This is a genomic window from uncultured Campylobacter sp. (genome assembly GCF_937996225.1).
In the GTDB taxonomy this organism is placed as follows: Bacteria; Campylobacterota; Campylobacteria; order Campylobacterales; family Campylobacteraceae; genus Campylobacter_B.
The window spans coordinates 14,661-34,212 of the sequence record NZ_CALKTC010000004.1; the positions used below are offsets into that span (position 1 = coordinate 14,661).

The following is a 19,552-nucleotide window of genomic DNA, read 5'->3' on the forward strand; positions in this document are numbered from 1 at the left end:
TCGTCAAAAGAGGTGGCGTAATAAATGCCGCTCATAATCTGCCGTCTTTTAAATTTACGCTAGCTGCGCTGCAAAAGCGCGCATTATAGCCAAAATTGCTTAAGTCTATCTGTCATTGTAAGTATGAGATTTTGGCTTGTAAGTTTTAAAATTTAGCGAAGCGGGCGGAAAAGATGCGATAAAATTTGAGCGAAATTTTATGGCGCCATCGCGAAATTTTGTAGGTAAAAATTTGCGCGGAGTTTTGCGAAATTCTGCGCCGAAAAAAGTAAGAAACAAAAAAAGCTTTGCGAACAGGTTTAAAATTTGCTCGCAAAGCTTAAAAATTTAATTGTGCGGTAGTGGGATAGGTTTGCCGTTTAAGATCATAGAGTTGCTTGCCTTATCGAAGCTAAACTCCATCTTAACTCCATCTCCATCAGGCTTAAGAAACTGCGAGCCATAAACTTCCGCCATCGGCGCAAAATCGCGCAGGCTGTCATAAGGCGATAGGAAGTCCGTGATGGTCGTATTTATCGTAGCTTTGCCGTCTAAGCTCATACGCTTAAAAAGCTGCGTCTCGTCGATGTAGCCGCCTACTAGCGCGCTTGCGTTAAAAGCAAATTTCTTGCCGAGGCTATTTTCAAACGAAAAATCATTCACGTTGATTTTCATATCATCTTTTAGCAACTTCATAAAAAGCTCTTTATTTTCCGCTAATTTTTCGCCTTCTTGCGGATTTGAGATAACAGACAGATATTTTTCGAAAAGTGCGGCGCTAAAGCTGGTATCGACGCCTAAATGGATGTTTCGCACTAGCACGTCGGCGATTTTTAGGCTTTGGGCTTTATCGCTTTCGTTAAAATTTAAAATTCCATCTTTTACGCGGTAGCTACCTTCCGTGCTCATATCCGTAACTACGACGAAGCGCTGCTTATCTACAGTTACGACGAGCTCTTTTGTGCTGCCTGCAAAATCTATGTCATTCAAAAAGAGCTTGGTTATATTATCGTCTAGATCTTGGATACCGTTTTTAAAGTTCGCCTCATAGATAAGATCCTTCATATCAAGACCCGAATCCTTGCCGTCGTCTATAAAAATTTCACCGATTTTAAAACCCAAGGCTTTTATCGTTTTGCCGCTCATATCGCTCGTGCCGTTTAGGCTAAGACCTGCAAGACGTCCCATTCCGCCATCTTCGAGCACATTTATATCGGCTAGCTTTGCGCTAAATTTAACCTCTGTAGGTCCGTAGTTTAGATGCGTGCTAAGCGGCGCGTCAGTCTTAAACAGCTTCTTGCAAGGCTCCGCGTAATATGGCGTCTTAATCGTTAAAATTCCGTCGCTCTCAAATCCATCCGCAGCGTTTTTTACGCTATGCTTGATAGTGTAGTCGTAGCGAAAAGCAAAATCCTCCGGGAAAATTTTAGCAGGATCTGGCTCGTCCGTATCGTTGCTATCTTGCGCGCCTGCTTTTTCCTTTAGCTTGCTAAAGCCTTCAGCAAGGCTTTTTTGTAGTTTCTCTTTTTTTACTACGCCTTCGATAAAGCCGCTTGAGTTGCTATCTCCGGGATAAAATTTAGCGCTCTTAGTCTCGAAAATTTCGTTTCTAGCGATAAATTCCGCAATCTGCTGCTCAATCGCGACACTGGCACTCTTGCCGACCGCACCGTCAACCGTTTTGGTTATGCTATCGTTTACACTTTTAGCTACTCCCGTTTTAGCGTCCTTTGTCGCTACAAAAACGCCCACTATAAGCGCTACGATGATCACTAAAGCCGCGATGATCTTTTTCATCATCTCTCCTTTAAATTTAAAATTTATTTGGGTGCGTATTTTGCCGTAAATTTCTAAAATTTTCAAATTCTAGCTTAGTGTGCTTTAACCTAAAAGAAGTTATAATCGCGGCATTAATATCAAAATTTAGGAAAACTTATGGCAAAACAAACGAAATATATTTTCGTCACCGGCGGAGTGCTGAGCTCGCTGGGTAAGGGCATTGCGGCGGCGTCGATCGCGACGCTTTTAAAGCACGCGGGGCTTAAAGTGCGCATATTAAAGGCGGATCCTTATATCAACGTCGATCCCGGCACCATGAGCCCGCTGGAGCACGGAGAGGTTTTCGTCACCGACGACGGCGCGGAGACCGATCTGGATTTGGGGCACTACGAGCGGTTCTTGGATGAAAATTTAAGCCAAGATAATAACTTTACCACGGGCAAAGTCTACAGCTCCGTCATCGAAAAGGAGCGCAGGGGCGATTATCTGGGCAAGACGATCCAGGTTATCCCTCACATCGTAGGCGAGATCGTGCGCCGCATAAAAAAGGCGGGCGAGGGCAACGACGTGCTGATCGTCGAGATCGGCGGCACCGTGGGCGACATCGAGGGGCTACCGTTTTTAGAGGCGATCCGCGCGATGAGAGTGGAGCTTGGTAGAGTAAATACGATGAATATCCACCTCACGCTCGTGCCTTTCATCAAAGTAGCGGGCGAGCTTAAGACCAAGCCCACGCAGCATAGCGTAGGCGAGCTGCGCCGCATCGGTATCAGTCCCGATATGATAATCTGCCGCTCAGAAATGCCGCTAAATCGCGCGCTTAAAGACAAGATCGCGCTAAGCTGCGGCGTAGATAAAAACTGCGTCATCGAAAGCCCCGATAGCGCGAGCATATATCAGATTCCGCTTGCGTTTTTGAAGCAGGATATTTTAACGCCGATCGCGGAGACTCTAAACTTAAATAAGCTCGAAGTCGATATGAGCAACTGGGACAGCCTCGTTAAGCGCGTCATCGTGCCTACGAACGAAACCACGATCGCTTTCGTCGGCAAATATATCGATCTAAAAGAAAGCTACAAATCCCTCACCGAGGGAATCATCCACGCGGGCGCTACGCTTGATACGCGGATAAGCTTAAAGTGGGTAGATAGTGAAAAAATTGAAGCGAGCAATGTGGATGAAATTTTCCGCGACGTAAACGGAATTTTGGTCGCGGGCGGCTTCGGCTCACGCGGGGTAGAGGGTAAAATTTTAGCCATAAACTACGCGCGGGTGCGCAAGGTGCCGTTTTTGGGTATTTGCCTAGGGATGCAGCTTGCGATGGTGGAGTTTGCGCGCAATGTCTTAAAACTGAAAAACGCTAACTCCTCGGAATTTGACCCGCAGACCGAAGATCCGGTGATCTATCTGATCGACAGCTTCATCGACGCAAGCGGCAAAAAGCAGATCCGCACGCACAAATCCCCTATGGGCGGCACTATGCGGCTGGGCGGCTATGACTGCGATGTCAAAAAAGGCTCGCTTTTGGGTAAAATTTACGGCGAACAAAAAACCATCCGCGAGCGCCACCGCCACCGCTACGAAGCCAATCCGAAGTACCGCGCCGAGTTTGAAAAGCACGGGCTTATCGTCTGCGGCGAAAGCGACGGGCTTATCGAAGCGGTCGAGCTAAAAAACCATCCGTTTTTTCTGGGCGTGCAGTTTCACCCGGAATTTACCAGCCGTCTAGTGCGCCCAAATCCCGCTATTTTGGGCTTTATCGAAGCATCTATAAAAAATGCTAGGTAAAAATGAGATAAGGGAAATTCTAAAATCGAGATTTGCGAACGATCGGCATACTAAAATTTCTGAAATTCCCTTACCCTGCGAGCTGAAGGATACCTATAAGGCGGCTTTGCGCATAAAAACTGCCATCGAAGAAAACCAGCGCATAGCCGTAGTCGGCGATTACGATGTCGACGGTATCGTAAGCACCGTCATAATGAGCGATTTTTTCAATCAAATAGGCGCGGATTACGTTATCAAGATCCCAAACCGCTTCACCGACGGATACGGGCTAAATAGCGAGATCATAGGCGAGCTTGAGGATGTGGATCTCATCATCACCGTAGATAACGGCACCTCCGCGACGGAAGCTGCCGAAATTTGCGCGCAAAAGGGGATCGATCTCATCATCACCGATCATCACATGCCTCCGCCCGTGCTGCCTAGAGCTTACGCGATAATCAATCCGAAGCAGCCTGACTGCACCTTCCCAAATATCGAAATTTGCGGCGCGCAGGTAGCGTGGTATCTCGTAGGCGCGCTAAAAGAAACTCTCGGCGTGAACTACGATATGGCAAGCTCGATGGATATCCTCATCATCGCCATAATCGCCGATATGATGGAGCTGCGCGATATGAACCGCGCACTTTTGCGCTTCGGCATCAAGCGGCTAAATAGCTCGAACCGCGCCTGCTTCAAGGCGATTAAGGAGCATTATTTCAAAAAACACTTCGAATTCGACGATATCAGCTACACGATCGCGCCGCTAATCAACTGCACGGGGCGGATGGACGATGCGACGATGTCGTATAACTTCCTATGCGCCAAAAATATCAGAGAGGCAAACCACTACCTAGAGACGATAAATTCCATCAACAACTCGCGCAAAGAGGAGGAGAAAAACCTCTACGACGAGATCGTAAAAAGCGTCGATCCGAGCGACAACGTCATCGTCGTGTGGGGCCCGCAGTGGCACGAAGGGATCATCGGCATCGTCGCAAGCCGACTAAGCAAGACCTACAAAAAGCCCGCAATCGTCTTTAGCGTAAGCGACTCGCGCGCCAAAGGAAGTGCACGCAGCATCGGCAAATTTGACATTTTAGAGCTGATCTCCTCGCAAAGCGAAATTTTAACGACCTTCGGCGGACACAAGGGCGCTGCGGGCGTGGGGATCGATCCTGCGCTACTGCAGGAGTTTAAGCGCCGCGTAAATGAGCGCATTACGCCCAAGGATCTGAGCGATTTTAGCGCGCAAGACGATCTACTGGGCGAGCTGGACGCGTCGCAGATAGACTTCGAGCTGCTTGAAATTTTAGAATTTTACGAGCCCTACGGGCAGAAAAATCCGCGCCCGCTCTTTTGTATCAAAGGCGCCCGCGCCCGCAATATCAGGGAGATCGGCAAGGAGGGCAAGCATATCAAAATGGCGCTTGACAAAAACGGCGGCAGCGTCGAGGCGCTGTTTTTCAACTACGACTTTTTGCCGCGCGCGGGCGAGCGGGTGGACGCGATCTTTACGATTAGCAAAAACAACTTCCGCGGCACGATCACGCCCGAGCTCATCATCAAGGAACTGACCCCGAGCGAGGGATAAATTTTAAAATTTAAGCCGGCTTGGCGTGCATTTCGCGCCGGACACGGCCTTTAAATTTAACGCTCGATCTATGGGCTAGGCGCGCATTGTGCACTCGGCGGGTTCGCCCTACTACAGCGTCCATCTGCTCTACTTGCCCGATATGTATTGCACGCTCGGCGCGACTTTGAAATTTAACGCGCGAGCTATGGATTTGACTTGCGATGCGAGCTCAAGCGTGCGATTTCGGGGCTAGACATAGCGCGCAAACGCGGTGCGTTATTTTCAGCTCCCGCACGGTTTGCAAAACAGACGAAATTTTTTGACGCGGTAAAAGTAAAATTTAAACGTTTCTAAATTTTAAAATTTTGTGAGGGCAAGCGGGAGCAGTCAAAACAGGCAGAATAGCCCTGCAAATGGAATTTCGGATAAAATTTTATGAAGCGGCGGGCGGGCTAAATTTTAAAATTTGACCCGCCCTTAAACTTATAGGCTAAAAAACCACCACTAAAAACCACTTAAACGGCACCGGCGCGAAGATCGCGTGCGGCAAGCCCGCAGGCATGACGATGCTTTGCCCCGCTTTTACGCGGTGTTTCTGCCCGTCGATCGTGAAATCACCCTCCCCCTCAAGCACGTAAACGAATGCGTCGCCGTCGGATTTGTGCGAGCTGATCTCCTCGCCGCCGTCGAAGGCAAAAAGCGTCATATTCAGCGCAGGATTTTGCGCGAGGGTGCGCGAAATCACCTTGTGAGGGGCCACCTCGACTAGCGAAGCAAGCTCTACGGCCTTAGCGGCGTCGATATTTTTGATGTGTTGCATAAGTTCTCCTTGAAATGAAATTTGATCGATTGTAGCTAAAATTTAGCAAGCCCGCTTTGATGATTATCAATCCGGATCCGCGCTGAAAGGATTTTTCAGAAAGATCGGGATAAAATTTATCAGATATAGCGCGACCGCGGCGATGAAAAGCGCCGAGGGGATCATCACGTATAAAACAAAGCTCTCGCCCGCAAAAACGGCTCTTAAAGCCCCCGCGAGTAGAGCCAAAACGAGCGCCGTGCGGCTTAGGCGCGGGAAGTTTAGCGGCGAAATTCCGCTGTGACGCTGTCCGGCGATCATTCCCACAAAAAGTATCGCTCCGTAGATATAGCAGATCGCGATGACGTGCAGCGGCGCGGCAGCGTACCCCCCGCGTATCAGCTCCCAGCCCAACCACAGGTATCCCGCCGCGCACGCAGCCTGTAGCGCGTAGTAAAACGCCATATAGTGGCGGCTTAGAATTTCGACGTAGTGTAGCTCGCGAAGTTTCGCCAAAAACAAAAATCCGATGCCAAGCGCGATAAATCCGCACGTCGCCTCGCTTAAAAAGGGCGTCGCGAGCGCCAAAGCGAAGGCAAGGAAAGCGGCTAAATTTTTGTAGATAAAATTTGGAATAAAAACGGCGTCCTTCAGCCCCGCTTCTCTTAGCGCTTCGTTGCCGATGACGACGCTTATGCGGTAGCTTACGACGGCGATTGCCGCGACGTTGATATGCACGAAGCTAAGCAAAAACTTCTCGTCTCCGCTCGCGCCGTAGACCGCAGAGCAGGCGCAAAACGCCGCCAAGACCGCTAGGATACTAAAATTATTTGAGTTTTTATCCAGCCATAAAAGCAGCGCCGCAAAGATGAAAAATATCGCCCAAAACAGCGCGATAATCGCCGCCGCAAGCCGTAAATTTAAAAAGCTCGCGATAAAAGCTGCGATCAGGCAGGCAGCAAAGGCGAGCGAGACGGGCTTTAGCGAACCCTCGAAGTTCGTCCAATCGGGCAGCGCGGTAAGCAAAAACGCCGCGTAGATGCACGAAGGCGCCAAAAACAGAAAGTAAAACTTATGAGCGCCGACATAATCGATCGCCAGCGCGTCCGGCACTAGGAAGCTAAGCGCGCCCAGCGCCGCAAAAAAGCAGGCACAAAGAACGAAAGCGCGCATTGGGTGGGAGAAAAAATTTCTCGCGCGCTCATCTTTAAATTTAGGCGCGTAAAAGCCCAGCCGCTGCGCCGAGCACGGCTCGGAATTTTTGAGCTCCTGTGGCGAAATAGGCTCGGTTTGGTTTTGCGTGGAATTGGTCTTAAAATTTCGATCAGAATTTTTAGCGCTTTGTGAGAAGCTCGGTTTAGAATTTAGTTCGGCGCTTCTGCCGTTTTGTGAGAAATCCCACGCGAAATTTTGATTTTTAAAGCTTTGCGCGGAGGCGCGTTTGGAATTTTGACTTTGATCGGAATTCTTGGCGCTTTGTAAGAAGCTTAGTGGTAAATTCCATTCGGAATTTTTAATGTTCTGCGAGAAGCCCAGCTCGGAATTGGATTTGACGCTTCTGCCGCTTTGTGAGAAGCCATATGCGGAATTTTGATCGTAGCTTTTAGCGCTTTGCAAGAAATCATGTGCGAAATTTGGATTTTTAAAGCTTTGCGCTGGCTCGGCGTCCGAATTGCGAGCTGGATTTTTAAAATTTCTCGTAAAATTTGAAGCGGAAATTTTGAAATTTCGCGTAGAAATTCCGCCTGAATTTTTAAAATAATCTGCGCCAAATCCACAACACAGACGGGCGTCTGGGTTTGCACCAAATCCACAATGCAGGCGGGCGGTACGAGTAGGGCGATCGGATACGCGCTGCAAAGGATCGTTCGCGTTAGAGCTGCATCGCAAGCTGACACTCGCACCCGAGTCGCGGCGTGAGCGGGCATATCGGTTCGAGTCAAGGCACCGTAAGCAAGCGCCCACGCTAGAACTACACCGTAAGTAAGTACTCGCGCTAGAGCCGCAGTATGTATCGCCGCGTAATAGCGCCGAATTTCGCGCTGCAAAACCGTAGCGCACTGCGCCGTTCAAGAGCACGCTCACGATATAATCGCAGTTCACGTGGCTGCGCAGTTCGTATTTCGGTGCGATAAAACCACGGCGCCCGATGTCCTGCGAAAGGCTATATCCGCTTGCGCTAAGATCGCAGTATCCGATGTCCCGAAAGAGCCTGTCTATGCAAGCAGCGAAATCATAACATTTAGTATCACGCAAGAGCCTGTGCCCGCCCGCTCCGACATCGCGACATTTAGTACTTTGTAAAAACCCATGCCTGCGTGCTCCTAAATCGCAGTATTCGGTGCTCCGCAATAGTCCGTGTTCGTACGCGCCCGGATCGCGACGCGCGCCAAAGCTTCGCTTGCTTGCGCCTGGGCCGCAACGTAAGTTTAAATTTTGTGCGGAGCCTCCCTGTTTGCGCGCATTAAAGATAAAATTTCTACTCATAATAGCTCACTCCCCCGAATTGCTCGCTTACCACGCGCTCTTCGTACCGCTCGTCGCGCGCGCTTAGCGGCTCATCTAGCCTCACGACGCGCCTAAGCCCCATCTCTTTGGGCTCGAGCTCGATGATCTCGTGGCTTAGGCGTGCGGCTTCAAAGCGGTCGTGGGTCACCAAAAGGCAGGCAAGCCCCTCGCACTCGATCTTTGAGACTAAAATTTCGATCAGCACGCCGCGCAGATCGCGATCCAGACCTACAAACGGCTCATCAAGCAGCGCCAGATCGCAGCCGCTAAGGATAGTTCGCAAAAACGCCGTGCGCTTTTGCATACCGCCGCTTAGCTCGCGCGGGAATTTATTCAGATCGCTCGGGCTAAGCCCGATCTTTGCGGCGAGGGCGTAAATTTCGCTCACGCCGGCGGGGCTAAAAATTTCGATATTTTTAAGCGCCGTGAGGTTTGGTAGCAGGCGGTTTTCTTGAAACAAAAAGCTGATTTTCTTAAAGCCGTTTTCGATCTGCCCGCTTTTTTTATCCTCCAGCCCGCAGACCAGCCGCAAAAGTGAGGTCTTGCCGCAGCCGCTGGGGCCAAAAAGCGTCTTTACTTCGCCTGCGCGCAGCTGCAAAGAAAAATCGGAAATTATAACGTCGCGCAGAATTTCGTAGCGCAGATTTGAAATTTTTAGCATCATCTGCTCCACGGCATCAGTAAAATTTGAAGCGGCTTGGTCACGAGATAATCAAAAAGCGCCGTAAAGGCTATCACTAGGCACACATACGCCATGACTTCGACCGTATCGATATTGACGCGCGCTTCGGCGATCTTTGCGCCGACGCCGTCGTTCGCGCCCAAAAGCTCCGCCATCACAAGCACCTTCGCGCCGTTGCTGACCGCGACATAGATCGCGGGAAGCAGCCGCTCGATTAGGTGCGGCGCGTAGAGGTAGCGCAGTTTTTTTAAAATTGAGCTTTTGTAGCTGTCAAAAAGCTCGGTGTATTCGGTGCTCACGCTAGCCATCGCCTGCGCCGCGGACGCAAAAGTCATCGGCGCGACGACGATAACGACGGTAAAAAGCACGCTTGTATCGCCAAAATGAAACCAAAATATCGCAAGCACGATCCAAACGATGGGCGGCGTCGAGAGAAGCACGGTGATTAGCGGGTTTAAAAAGGCTCGCAGGCTTTTGAAATACCCCGCCGCAAGCCCGCTACAAATCCCCGCAAAAAGCGCGAGGAAGGTGCCTACAAGCGCGCGCTTAAGCGACAGGGCTAGATCGTTTGCGGCGAAATTTTTTAAAATTTCGCACGCCTTAGAAAAGACAGCCGCGGGTTCTGGCAGAATAAGCGGCCCGTAAGCCTCGCTCGCTACCTGCCAGACGGCTACGAAAAAGCACACCACCCCCAAGCTCGCAAAGCCGCCCCATAGATAGTCTATGACGTAAAACGCGGGGTTTTGAGCTTTGCGAATTTTATCGATTTTTAGCATAGAAAAAACTCGTCCTTAGGCATCGCGCCGCCGAGGAGCTTAGGGTTAAATTCCATCAGAATTTCGTAAAATTTTAAAAGCTCGTCTTTGATCTCGCTAGGCTTTTTGACGCATAAATTCGACGTATCGATACTCATAAATATCGCAGGCGGCGGCGCAGGAAAGAAATTCGTCCCGATTGCCGCAGCGCTTTGTTTGTTCGCTTTGATCCACGCAAGCGCGTCTGCTAAATCGGCATTTAAAATTTCAAAATCCGCCTTTTTCGCGGCGTAAAAATCGGTATCTGCGATGATGCCCGCTTGCGGGATGATGGGCTTAGTCGAAAACGCCTGCGCCCACATATCGCTTAAATTTGCCCCACGCTGCACGGCGATGCCCGATTTTTTGCCCCTTAGGATCATAGCGCTTGCTAGCGGCTCGACCGTGATCGCGACGTCGTAATCCTTAGCCAAAAACATCTGCGCGCTCTCTGCGGGAGTGGTGGTGTAGTCGATATTTAGCCCGCTAATACCCTGCTTTTTCGCTATGGCTCGCACGATGATATCTAGCATATCGTTTTTAAAAGGCATGATGATCTTTTTGCCCTTCAGCTGCGCAAATTCCGTTATCTTCTCGCCCTTGCTCATCGCGAAATTTAGCCCCTCGGTGAGGATATTTACCATACCGATCTTGCGACCCTGATTTGCGAGGTTCACCCCCACGTTGCTAGGGCTCATCATGACCTTGTACTCGCCGTTTGCCACGCCCGCGCGCAGCTGATCGGGATCGCGCCAAAGCTCAAGCTTCGCGTCGTATTTTTTGCCGATCTGCCCCTGCATGCACGCAACGCCAATGATGAGGCTAGGCATCGCAGGCGCGCCGTAAATAGTAAAGGTCTCCTTTGCAAAAAGAGGGCTAGCAAGCCCGCTAGCCGCCAACGCAGACGTTAGTTTTAAGAAATTTCTTCTTTGCATCTGTTACTCCTTAACTTAAAATTTATATCTCTCTTTGTCACACAAATTTAAAACGCCGCATGAAAGCTCAGCCAAAACGTCCTACCAGGAGCATTTATCGTGCTAATCGGAGCAAAAGCCTCGATATGATCGGCGCTTATGAACTCAGCGTATTTTTTATCAAACACGTTATTTACTCCAAATTTCACGCCGAACTTATCTCGAATATTTACACCCGAATACAGATCCAGCGTCATGAAGCCCTTTGCCGCGTCTTTATCGTCTATACCAAGCCCGTTGGCTGCATCGAAATCACCGCGCGTATGCTTGCTTACGGCTCTGGCTGCAGCTCCTACGTTCCACGAGCCGTATGCGAAATAGTCCTTGTAATCTACGTTTAAATTTAACTCAAACGGGCGGATTTGATACAAAGCTCTACCGTCGGTATCGTTTTGTCCGTAGGTATAGTAGGCTTTTGCAGCGATACCGAAATTTTGCGTAACGTTAAATTTAGCATACGCGCTAGTCTGAATGATTTTGGCATCTACGTTTCGCGCTATTATATCGCCGGAATTTGCGTAAATTCCATACTGTGCGCGAGCGCGATCGAAGATTATTAGATTTTTAACGTCGTCGTAGCTGACGAATGCTCCCGCGTCCAAATCCCCGCCGAAAGCGCTTTTCATATAATCCGCGCCATCTTTAAATTTAGCTTCGAGCTTCACTAAGTTATGCTCCTCTTTTTTCAAGAACGGATTACCCACTATCGATGAGCCTGGTCTTTGGGATATTAGGCGATTTTGCGCACGATTATAGACGAAATTTCCCAAAGAGTTAAATTTCTCTACGTTATCTCCAATACGCTCTATGTGAGCTATCCGCACGCCGTAGAGCTGATTTTGCGGAGTAAAGTCGTATTTCAGCTCCGCACTATAAGCATCTTCTTTGAGCGTGCCGTCTACCTGCCGCCCATAAAAATTTTGCCACAACATATTGGCGCTAGGAAAGAGCGTCGCAGGATTTAGCGGATTTTCTAACGTAAGATCCGCTTTCTTTGCTTTAGCGATATCTTTTTCGTAAGCTAGAGCCGCAGTTAATTTGTGCTCGGATGAAAATTCGTAGCTTAATGTGTCAAAAATTTTAAAACGATCTATATTCAAATCCGCGAAACGATACGCGTTTAATATGCTCTGGTTGCCGTTTATACGAAATCTTCGCCCTAGATGCTCGTCGCGCTCGTAGCTGGCTCCGATTTGATTATGCCAAGAGCCCAAATCTGCGTCATATTTAAGATAATAATCCCAAATTTTACGATTCAGCTTGATCTGCATATTTTGTGGGCTATTTCTTAGCTTATAGTTATTCGCTTCGCGCTTTATATTACGATATCGTGCTCCGAATCTTACGGTATTGCTAAGCTCCTCTAATCCTAAGCGTCCGTCAAACCGCACAACGTGCCTATCGGTATCTACGGGATCCATTTGATACTCGGGCTGCTTATCGTCAGCTATATCGTCATGCATATACGTAAGGCGAAATTCTGCATATTCGCTCGGCACAAAACCTAAAATCGCAGCTTGAGCGAAGCGCTCGTAACCAAAATCTACCTCTCGGCCCAATCCGTCCTTGTAGCCGTTTGCCTTTGTGTGGTTGAGATTGAAAATACCGTAAAATTTGCTAGTACGGAAGTTTGTCAAAGCAGAGTTATAAAAATTTCTGCCGTAAAATCCGCTCTTTAGCCGTAGCGATGAGATCGCCTCGTCTATAGCGTCTGCCGCAGAATAATAATTTCGATCTGCGCGATCGAATTGGTTTTCTAACGTCTGCTTTTGTGCCGAAGGCGGAGCGATGAACTTAGGCGGACCGAAGGATTTTAGAGGACCGAACCTATCTGAATCCGCAAGCCTTTCCTCCTCTCCAAAGGCTCCTTGCGCGCTAAAAAGCATAAAAATTAACAAGGAACTAAGCAAAATTTTTCTCATTTCAACTCCCTAATTGATAATTGGTATAAATTATACCACAACGAAAAGCAAATGCGTTTGATTTAAGTCAATATCCAATTTCAAATTAGAACTATTCGCCAAGCTGCTCTGCACATTCATAGACGCAGAAAAGCAAAATTTATTATTAAATGTGATAAAATCCGCAAATTTCAATCCAAGGACAAAAAATGAGAAGCGACATCATCAAAAAAGGCTATACGCGTGCGCCGCACAGAAGCTTGCTAAGAGCGACCGGGCTAAAGGATGAGGACTTTGAAAAGCCGTTTATCGGCGTGGCAAATAGCTTCATCGAGATCATCCCGGGGCACTTTTTTCTCAACAAATACTCCGAAATTTTAAAAGACGAGATCCGCAAAAACGGCTGCGTGCCCTTTGAGTTTAACTGCATCGGCGTGGACGACGGCATCGCGATGGGGCATAGCGGGATGCTCTATAGCCTGCCTAGCCGCGAGCTAATCGCAAATTCGATCGAAACGGTGATGAACGCCCATGCCCTAGATGCTCTAGTTTGCATGCCAAACTGCGATAAAATCGTACCGGGCATGGTTATGGGCGCGCTTCGCGTGAACGTGCCGACGGTTTTTGTTAGCGGCGGCCCGATGAAAAAGGGCTACACCAAAAAAGGCGAGCCGATCGACCTATCTACGGCGTTTGAGGCGGTGGGGAAATTTGAAACCAAAGAGATCAGCGCCGAGGAGCTAAAAGAGATCGAGTGCGCCGCCTGTCCGAGCGGAGGCAGCTGCTCGGGGATGTTTACGGCAAACTCGATGAATACGCTATGCGAAGCGATGGGAATCGCGCTAAAAGGCAACGGCACGGTGCCAGCACTAACTCCTGAGCGCGAGGAGCTCATCAGGCAGGCTGGACGTCGTATCTGCGAGATCGCGCTGGATGAAAAATATAAAATCCGCAACATCGTAAATGAAAAATCGATCCAAAACGCCCTAGTCGTCGATATGGCGATGGGCGGCAGCAGCAACACCGTGCTGCACATCCTAGCTATCGCGCGCGAAGCGGGGGTAAATTTGCAGATCGCCGGGCTCAACGAGATCAGCCGTAAGATCGCGCACATCGCCAAAATCAGCCCGAGCCTGCCAAACGTGCATATGGAGGATATCGACCGCGCGGGCGGTCTAAGCGCCGTGATAAATGAAATTTCGCGCCGCGACAACGGTCTGCTGGACTTAGGCGCGCCGACCGTCACGGGCGAGAGTCTAGGCGAGCGCGTCGGAGCTAGCGCCATAAAAGACGAATCGGTCATCCGCAAGGTCGAAAACGCCTACTCGCAGGTCGGCGGGCTGGCGATTTTGTTTGGAAATTTAGCCGAACAGGGCTGCGTCATCAAGACAGCGGGCATCATCGGCGAGCGTAAATTTAGCGGCAAGGCCGTGTGCTTTAACAGCCAAGACGAAGCGATAGAGGGCATCTCAAGCGGCAAGGTAAACAAGGGCGACGTGGTTGTCATCCGCTACGAAGGGCCGCGCGGAGGCCCTGGTATGCAGGAGATGCTAAGCCCGACATCGCTCATCATGGGGCGAGGGCTCGGCGCGGACGTGGCGCTCATCACGGACGGCAGGTTTAGCGGCGCGACTAGGGGGCTAAGCGTCGGACACGTGAGCCCGGAGGCTGCCGAGGGCGGCATGATCGGACTGCTACAAGACGGCGATATCATCGACATCGACGTGGATACGTACGCGATCAACGTGCGCCTAAGCGAAGCCGAAATCGCTGAACGCAGAGCTAAATTTAAGCCGATCGAAAAACCGCTGCCGTACCGCTGGCTGCGAATGTATCGCAAGCTGGTAACGAACGCTAGCAACGGAGCGATTTTGGAGGCGTAGAATTTAAAATCGGTAGGTATCGTAGTTTTAAAAATTTAAATAAGGAATGATTTTTATGTTTGAAGGAGATTTTACCTATAAGGATTTAAAACTAGTAGATGATGAGATAGGCGCGCTTTCAAATTTTAAAAGCCTAAATAAACAATGGTGCCATGCATATAACATAAATAAAATTATTGATAAATTTAAGCACAAAATAAGTATAGGATGGGGAATTGAGTGTATAGAGAACCTCCTGACAAAATGTATTAAATACGAAAACAAAATCGATAAAATCAGATCGTATGTGAAAGACATAATGGATAATAAATATAATCTTTTATCAGAGGAATCAAAAAAGGATATTGATGAAATCTATATTTCACTAACTTACCTTAAAGAAAATGGTATAAATTCTATAAGTATATATACAATAAAGAAGCTATCAACTGATTATGAAAAAATACTTAGAATATTAAAAATACAAAAAGAAATTGTTAAAAAATCAATAAAAACTATAGATATTGAGGATAAAAAGAAACTTTATATAAAATTTCTTAAAAACGAGAGTGAAATATATAGAATTTATAATAATTTACCGGATAAATTTATCAAAGACAAAAAAACATATATAAGCCATGTTTCAAATTCTATGTTAAGCGACGCAAAAGAAATCATAGCAAAAGGTATAAAATATAAAATATTTTCTGTATTAAATTTTGTAGTTTTTGGAGCGCTTCTTTGCATACCATATTTTTTAGAGTTAAGAAGAGTGCCGGAAATTTCTATAGGAAGCATACCTATATCCTTAGTTGCAGTTTTTGCTATTGCTGTATTTTTGACTTTATATTTTTGTATTCTTGTATTTTTACAAAATTACTTTTTATTTAGATGCTGGTACGAAAGTAAAAATAAAATCAAATACTGTTTTATAGGAGTAGATTTTGTTGCAATACTACTAATGGCCCTTTTTCCACTAATTTATTACATATTAAATTTATCGTATTCTTCACATAGGTGTCTTAATGATATAGGTTGTTTATTTGGAAGATGTCTAGGTTTGCATGCAGTATTACTAGTATACTTTTTTTGTAAATTTTGGTGGGATAATAAAGATGAATTGAGCAATATTTTTCTAGCTGCTTTTTTAATATTTATTTCCGATTTGCTAATATTGATAGCTATTTATTTTAACTATGCAGATGAATACATTCTTATAGTGGTTTCTATGGCGATTCTTTCTTTTTTAATAAGACTTCTTCAAATTAGTAGACAATTCGCATACAGAGTTCTTTTATTTGTATTATCTTTTATGGCTTTAGTATTTTTACTATTTGCTAGTAATAGTGGATTTTTTGTTAGAGTTGTAGGTCTGGCGAATTACCAAACCGACTTTGATATCAAAAAAGAAAATATACCGGAATACGTAAATTTAGAAAATATCAATAAATGCAAAAATACGCAGGATAAAGACATAAATTTTATAAAATATACTTGCATATCTGACGAAATGCCAAGTTCGACGGTAAAATTTAAAAACATCCTCGTAAAAGTAAAATCAGACGGCAGATATTGGCTAGAAGTCATAGCAAAAGATCAAAATAAAAGTAAAATAGATGATTATAGATTTTGGATTTCGGAGAAAAATATTATAAACTAAATAAAATACTGTTAAAACTTTATACTAATTTTAGTAATATCAAACTTTAACTATATCTTCGAATTTATCATTCGCTATTTCAAAAATCGCTTTGATATTTTCCTTACGTGCATAGCTTATCTTTGCGCCAGTTTGCCGCGTAGGCATATACTAAATTTAGGCCTAGTTTAACGTCTCGCCTTTGATGCCGACGATTTTTATGGCGAACGAGGTCAAATTTCGCCTATCCGCGAGTAAAGTCTAGGTATTTCGGGTGATCTTAGGCAGTTTGTTAGCAGGCTTTGGCGCACATTTGGCATTTGGTTGCAGCCTACTTAATTATTTCACTAGACCGCCGTATTTCTCGCTACGTACGTGGATCTTGCTGTGTTTATGGTGTTGGCGTCTACACCGGGATCAAGCAAGCAAATTCATTAGGTCACATATAGACAAACCGCATCGCCATTAAGTTTTAAATCCTAAATCTACAAATCCCGCGGATCGGCGATCTTGCCTGCGACGGCGCTAGCTGCGGCGACGGCGGAGTTTGCTAGATACACTTCGCTCGTTCTATCGCCCATGCGGCCGACGAAATTTCGATTAGTCGTGCTTACGCAGCGCTCGCCCACGCCCAAAATCCCCATATATCCGCCCAGGCACGCGCCGCAGGTCGGGTTACTCACGACTGCGCCTGCCTCGACGAAAATATCCCACAGCCCCTCTTTTTGCGCGGCCAGAGCGATCTTTTGCGTCGCAGGCGTGATGATTAGGCGGGTTTTGCGCGCGACCTTGCGACCTTTTAAAATTTGCGCGGCAATCCGCAGATCGGAGAGCCTGCCGTTGGTGCAGCTGCCGATAAAGACCTGATCGACGGCGATGTCATCGCGCACCGCCTCGCGCACGCTCTTGCCATTGCTAGGCAGAAACGGATATGCAATCACCGGATCAAGCTTGCTAACGTCGATCTGCAAAATTTGCTCATAGTTCGCGCCCTCGTCGGAGTAGTGAAATTTCGGCTCGGCGCGCAAATTTTTATCCGCCAAAAATTCCTTCGTGATCTCATCGACCGCGACGATACCGCTCTTGCCACCCGCTTCGATCGCCATATTGCAAAGCGAAAATCTACTATCCATATCCAGATGCTCCAGCGCGTCGCCGCAGAACTCCAAAGCCTTATAGCGCGCGCCGTCCACGCCGATGAGGCGAATCACCTCTAAAATCAGATCCTTGCCATATATGTGCGGTGCGGGCTTGCCGTGAAAAATTACTTTGATCGTAGGCGGTACTTTAAACCAATTCTTGCCCGTTATCATCGCAAAAGCAAGATCGGTGCTGCCCATACCCGTCGCAAAAGCCCCCAGCGCGCCGTGGGTACAGGTGTGGCTATCCGCGCCAATAATGACGTCGCCGGGCACTACGAGCCCTTTTTCAGGCATCAGCGCGTGCTCGATACCCATATCTTTTTCGTCGAAATAGTTTTTCAAATCGTGTTTGTAAGCAAACTCGCGTGAAATTTTAGCTTGGTTTGCGCTTAAAATGTCTTTCGTGGGGATGTAGTGATCCATCACGATCGCAAAGCCGTCCGGGTTGGCGAGCTTTTTCGCGCCGCTAAGCTCGAACTGCTTGATCGAAATCGGCGTCGTGATGTCGTTGCCGATAACCATATCAATGGCGCTTTCGATGATTTGTCCCGCAAAAACCGCCTCGCCCACGTGCTCGCTAAAAATTTTCTCCGTAATCGTCTGTCTCATAAAATCTCCTTCATATCGGTTAAATTTGCGCGATTTTAGCTAAAAAATCATAAATTTTTGCAATTTTATGTATAATTGAGCCGCAAGGAGCGAGACGATGGAAATTTTAGATATTTTTGCAAATCGCAGAAGTGTAAGAAAATACGCGCAGGGACCGCTTGAGGACGAGGCGCTGGATAAAATTTTAAAAGCGGGCCTGCTTGCGCCGTCGGGGCATGCACGCCGCCCGTGGGAGTTCATCCTCGTGCGCGACAAACGGATGCTTGAGCGACTAAGCGCGTGCCGCAGCAGCGGAGCGGATATGCTAAAACAGGCTGCGGCCGCGATCGTCGTGATCGCAGATGAGCAGAAGCAGGACGTCTGGATCGAGGACTGCTCGGTAGCGCTAGGCTACATGCACCTTGCCGCAAGCGCGCTAAATCTCGGCAGCTGCTGGGTACAGGTAAGGCTGCGCACCGCTGCGGACGGGCGCAGCTGCGAGGAGCTTTTGCGCGAGGCGCTGGGCTTTCCGCTAAATTTCAAAGCAGAAGCGATACTAGCCCTCGGCGTACCGCAACAGCGCCCGAGCTCGCACGATCTGCAAAAGCTAAATTTAAGCAAAATCCATAAAGAGAAATTTTAGCGCGTATGAAGTACCAAAACTTAATTCAAATTTGCGAGTATCTACGCGCCAAACGCTTCCTTTCGCACATTAAACGCGTAGGAGATAACCTTTTTAAAGTTTGCTTTGACGGCAATGAGACGCTGTTTTTTGATATGAATAAATCAGGCTGCAATATCCACGAAAATGACGCTTTTACCGAAGGTAAGGTTTACGCGGCGCCCTTTGATGTGCTACTTGCCAAGCGCTTCGTAAAATCGCGCATTACCTCCGTTAGTGTGCCAGAAAATAATAGAATTCTATGCCTTAGCGTAAGCCAAAACGCAAGCTACAAAACCCAAAGCTCAAATATCTACTTCGAATTTACCGGGCGATTTACCAACGTAATAATCACCGATGAAAACGATGTGATTTTAGAGGCACTGCGGCACTTCGAGACGGAATTTAGACAGATTAAGGTAGGAAGAAAACTCCGCCATCTGCCGCCTGCAAATATTAAAGAAGCCCCCGTGCCAAAAATTTCGGATTTTAAAGCATTTTTTCGCGCGGAATTTAACGCGCTAAATGCGGATCGCTTAAACTCGCTCAAATCCGCAAAAATCACGGTGCTAAATAAAAAGCTAGACTCGGTGCGCGAAGCTCTAAGCTCTTTGCAAAGCAGCGCCGAACTACTGCGAAGCGCCGAACTTTTAGGTGCGAAAGCTGCCTTGCTAAAAGAAAATATCTATAAAATTCCAACCAGCGCGCGAGAATTTACGCTGCAAAAAGGAGACGCCGAAGCGATAGAATTTAAGCTACAAAAGCCTGCAAGCGCCACTTTGGGTGAGCTTTACTCCGAGGCAAAGCGTATGCGCCAAAAGGCTGCTAATATACATATCGAAGAGCAAAATTTAAAGGAGAAACTCGCGTTTTACGAGAATTTAAAATCGCTCATTATCACCGC

Annotated in this window: 16 protein-coding genes; 8 read left to right on the top strand and 8 right to left on the bottom strand. The window is 47.5% G+C overall.

Features of this window, described 5'->3' with window-relative positions; genetic code table 11:
- Positions 1-327: 327 nt before the first annotated feature.
- Positions 328-1,776, bottom strand: coding sequence for a DUF945 family protein (locus Q0174_RS00490; protein WP_298040879.1), 1,449 nt, complete (start codon positions 1,774-1,776; stop codon positions 328-330).
- A 138-nt stretch (positions 1,777-1,914) separates the two neighbouring features.
- Here Q0174_RS00490 and Q0174_RS00495 point away from each other — a divergent pair, with 138 nt between their 5' ends.
- The 3 genes from Q0174_RS00495 to Q0174_RS00505 all read left to right on the top strand — a co-directional run bounded on the left by Q0174_RS00495 (position 1,915) and on the right by Q0174_RS00505 (position 5,351).
- Positions 1,915-3,546 (top strand): CTP synthase, encoded by a 1,632-nt coding sequence (locus Q0174_RS00495; protein WP_298040881.1) that lies wholly within the window; start codon positions 1,915-1,917, stop codon positions 3,544-3,546.
- A complete protein-coding gene (gene recJ / locus Q0174_RS00500; protein ID WP_298040883.1) occupies positions 3,536-5,116 on the top strand; it encodes a single-stranded-DNA-specific exonuclease RecJ in 1,581 nt (526 codons plus the stop codon). Before Q0174_RS00495 ends, recJ begins: the two co-directional genes overlap by 11 nt.
- An 88-nt stretch (positions 5,117-5,204) precedes the next feature.
- The gene (locus Q0174_RS00505) at positions 5,205-5,351 is read left to right on the top strand and encodes a hypothetical protein (protein ID WP_298040885.1); all 147 of its coding nucleotides are present in this window, start codon (positions 5,205-5,207) and stop codon (positions 5,349-5,351) included.
- A 237-nt stretch (positions 5,352-5,588) separates the two neighbouring features.
- On the opposite strand, the gene Q0174_RS00510 is transcribed toward Q0174_RS00505, so the two are convergent.
- The 6 genes from Q0174_RS00510 to Q0174_RS00535 all read right to left on the bottom strand — a co-directional run bounded on the left by Q0174_RS00510 (position 5,589) and on the right by Q0174_RS00535 (position 12,777).
- The gene (locus tag Q0174_RS00510) at positions 5,589-5,918 is read right to left on the bottom strand and encodes a cupin domain-containing protein (protein ID WP_297990394.1); all 330 of its coding nucleotides are present in this window, start codon (positions 5,916-5,918) and stop codon (positions 5,589-5,591) included.
- Positions 5,919-5,984: 66 nt separating this feature from the next.
- A complete protein-coding gene (locus tag Q0174_RS00515; protein WP_298040887.1) occupies positions 5,985-8,384 on the bottom strand; it encodes an NnrS family protein in 2,400 nt (799 codons plus the stop codon).
- Positions 8,377-9,066, bottom strand: coding sequence for an ATP-binding cassette domain-containing protein (locus Q0174_RS00520; RefSeq protein ID WP_298040890.1), 690 nt, complete (start codon positions 9,064-9,066; stop codon positions 8,377-8,379). Before Q0174_RS00520 ends, Q0174_RS00515 begins: the two co-directional genes overlap by 8 nt.
- On the bottom strand, positions 9,066-9,863 hold the full coding sequence (locus tag Q0174_RS00525) for an ABC transporter permease subunit (protein WP_298040892.1): 798 nt from the start codon (positions 9,861-9,863) through the stop codon (positions 9,066-9,068). The genes Q0174_RS00520 and Q0174_RS00525 overlap by 1 nt, the downstream gene beginning before the upstream one ends.
- A complete protein-coding gene (locus Q0174_RS00530; protein WP_298040894.1) occupies positions 9,857-10,816 on the bottom strand; it encodes an ABC transporter substrate-binding protein in 960 nt (319 codons plus the stop codon). The genes Q0174_RS00525 and Q0174_RS00530 overlap by 7 nt, the downstream gene beginning before the upstream one ends.
- A 47-nt stretch (positions 10,817-10,863) precedes the next feature.
- Entirely contained in the window at positions 10,864-12,777 is a 1,914-nt protein-coding gene (locus Q0174_RS00535) for a TonB-dependent receptor (RefSeq protein ID WP_298040896.1), read from the bottom strand.
- Between the two features lie 188 nt (positions 12,778-12,965).
- On the opposite strand from Q0174_RS00535, the gene ilvD reads away from it, so the two are divergent.
- The 3 genes from ilvD (at position 12,966) to Q0174_RS00550 (ending at position 16,726) form a co-directional block, all read left to right on the top strand.
- Complete coding sequence (ilvD, locus tag Q0174_RS00540) at positions 12,966-14,639, top strand: dihydroxy-acid dehydratase (protein WP_298040898.1); 1,674 nt, start codon at positions 12,966-12,968, stop codon at positions 14,637-14,639.
- Positions 14,640-14,694: 55 nt separating this feature from the next.
- On the top strand, positions 14,695-16,278 hold the full coding sequence (locus Q0174_RS00545; RefSeq protein ID WP_298040900.1) for a hypothetical protein: 1,584 nt from the start codon (positions 14,695-14,697) through the stop codon (positions 16,276-16,278).
- 253 nt (positions 16,279-16,531) lie between these two features.
- Positions 16,532-16,726, top strand: coding sequence for a hypothetical protein (locus tag Q0174_RS00550; RefSeq protein ID WP_298040902.1), 195 nt, complete (start codon positions 16,532-16,534; stop codon positions 16,724-16,726).
- A 16-nt stretch (positions 16,727-16,742) separates the two neighbouring features.
- On the opposite strand, the gene Q0174_RS00555 is transcribed toward Q0174_RS00550, so the two are convergent.
- Positions 16,743-18,008, bottom strand: a complete 1,266-nt coding sequence (locus Q0174_RS00555) for a 3-isopropylmalate dehydratase large subunit (protein WP_298040905.1) — start codon at positions 18,006-18,008, stop codon at positions 16,743-16,745.
- A 97-nt stretch (positions 18,009-18,105) separates the two neighbouring features.
- On the opposite strand from Q0174_RS00555, the gene Q0174_RS00560 reads away from it, so the two are divergent.
- Positions 18,106-18,630 carry a nitroreductase family protein gene (locus Q0174_RS00560; RefSeq protein WP_298040907.1) on the top strand — a complete coding sequence of 175 codons (525 nt, stop codon included), beginning with the start codon at positions 18,106-18,108 and terminating at the stop codon, positions 18,628-18,630.
- A 5-nt stretch (positions 18,631-18,635) separates the two neighbouring features.
- Positions 18,636-19,552 (top strand): NFACT family protein (locus Q0174_RS00565; protein WP_298040909.1); only part of this gene is annotated, 917 nt, incomplete at its 3' end.

Coding starts and splice junctions, on each gene's coding strand:
- Q0174_RS00495 (WP_298040881.1), top strand. CDS start 1,915: ATGGCAAAACAAACGAAATATATTTTCGTCACCGGCGGAGTGCTGAGC.
- Q0174_RS00560 (WP_298040907.1), top strand. CDS start 18,106: ATGGAAATTTTAGATATTTTTGCAAATCGCAGAAGTGTAAGAAAATAC.
- Q0174_RS00555 (WP_298040905.1), bottom strand. CDS start 18,008: ATGAGACAGACGATTACGGAGAAAATTTTTAGCGAGCACGTGGGCGAG.
- Q0174_RS00525 (WP_298040892.1), bottom strand. CDS start 9,863: ATGCTAAAAATCGATAAAATTCGCAAAGCTCAAAACCCCGCGTTTTAC.
- Q0174_RS00510 (WP_297990394.1), bottom strand. CDS start 5,918: ATGCAACACATCAAAAATATCGACGCCGCTAAGGCCGTAGAGCTTGCT.
- Q0174_RS00515 (WP_298040887.1), bottom strand. CDS start 8,384: ATGAGTAGAAATTTTATCTTTAATGCGCGCAAACAGGGAGGCTCCGCA.
- ilvD (WP_298040898.1), top strand. CDS start 12,966: ATGAGAAGCGACATCATCAAAAAAGGCTATACGCGTGCGCCGCACAGA.
- Q0174_RS00535 (WP_298040896.1), bottom strand. CDS start 12,777: ATGAGAAAAATTTTGCTTAGTTCCTTGTTAATTTTTATGCTTTTTAGC.
- Q0174_RS00490 (WP_298040879.1), bottom strand. CDS start 1,776: ATGAAAAAGATCATCGCGGCTTTAGTGATCATCGTAGCGCTTATAGTG.
- Q0174_RS00530 (WP_298040894.1), bottom strand. CDS start 10,816: ATGCAAAGAAGAAATTTCTTAAAACTAACGTCTGCGTTGGCGGCTAGC.
- Q0174_RS00545 (WP_298040900.1), top strand. CDS start 14,695: ATGTTTGAAGGAGATTTTACCTATAAGGATTTAAAACTAGTAGATGAT.
- recJ (WP_298040883.1), top strand. CDS start 3,536: ATGCTAGGTAAAAATGAGATAAGGGAAATTCTAAAATCGAGATTTGCG.
- Q0174_RS00520 (WP_298040890.1), bottom strand. CDS start 9,066: ATGCTAAAAATTTCAAATCTGCGCTACGAAATTCTGCGCGACGTTATA.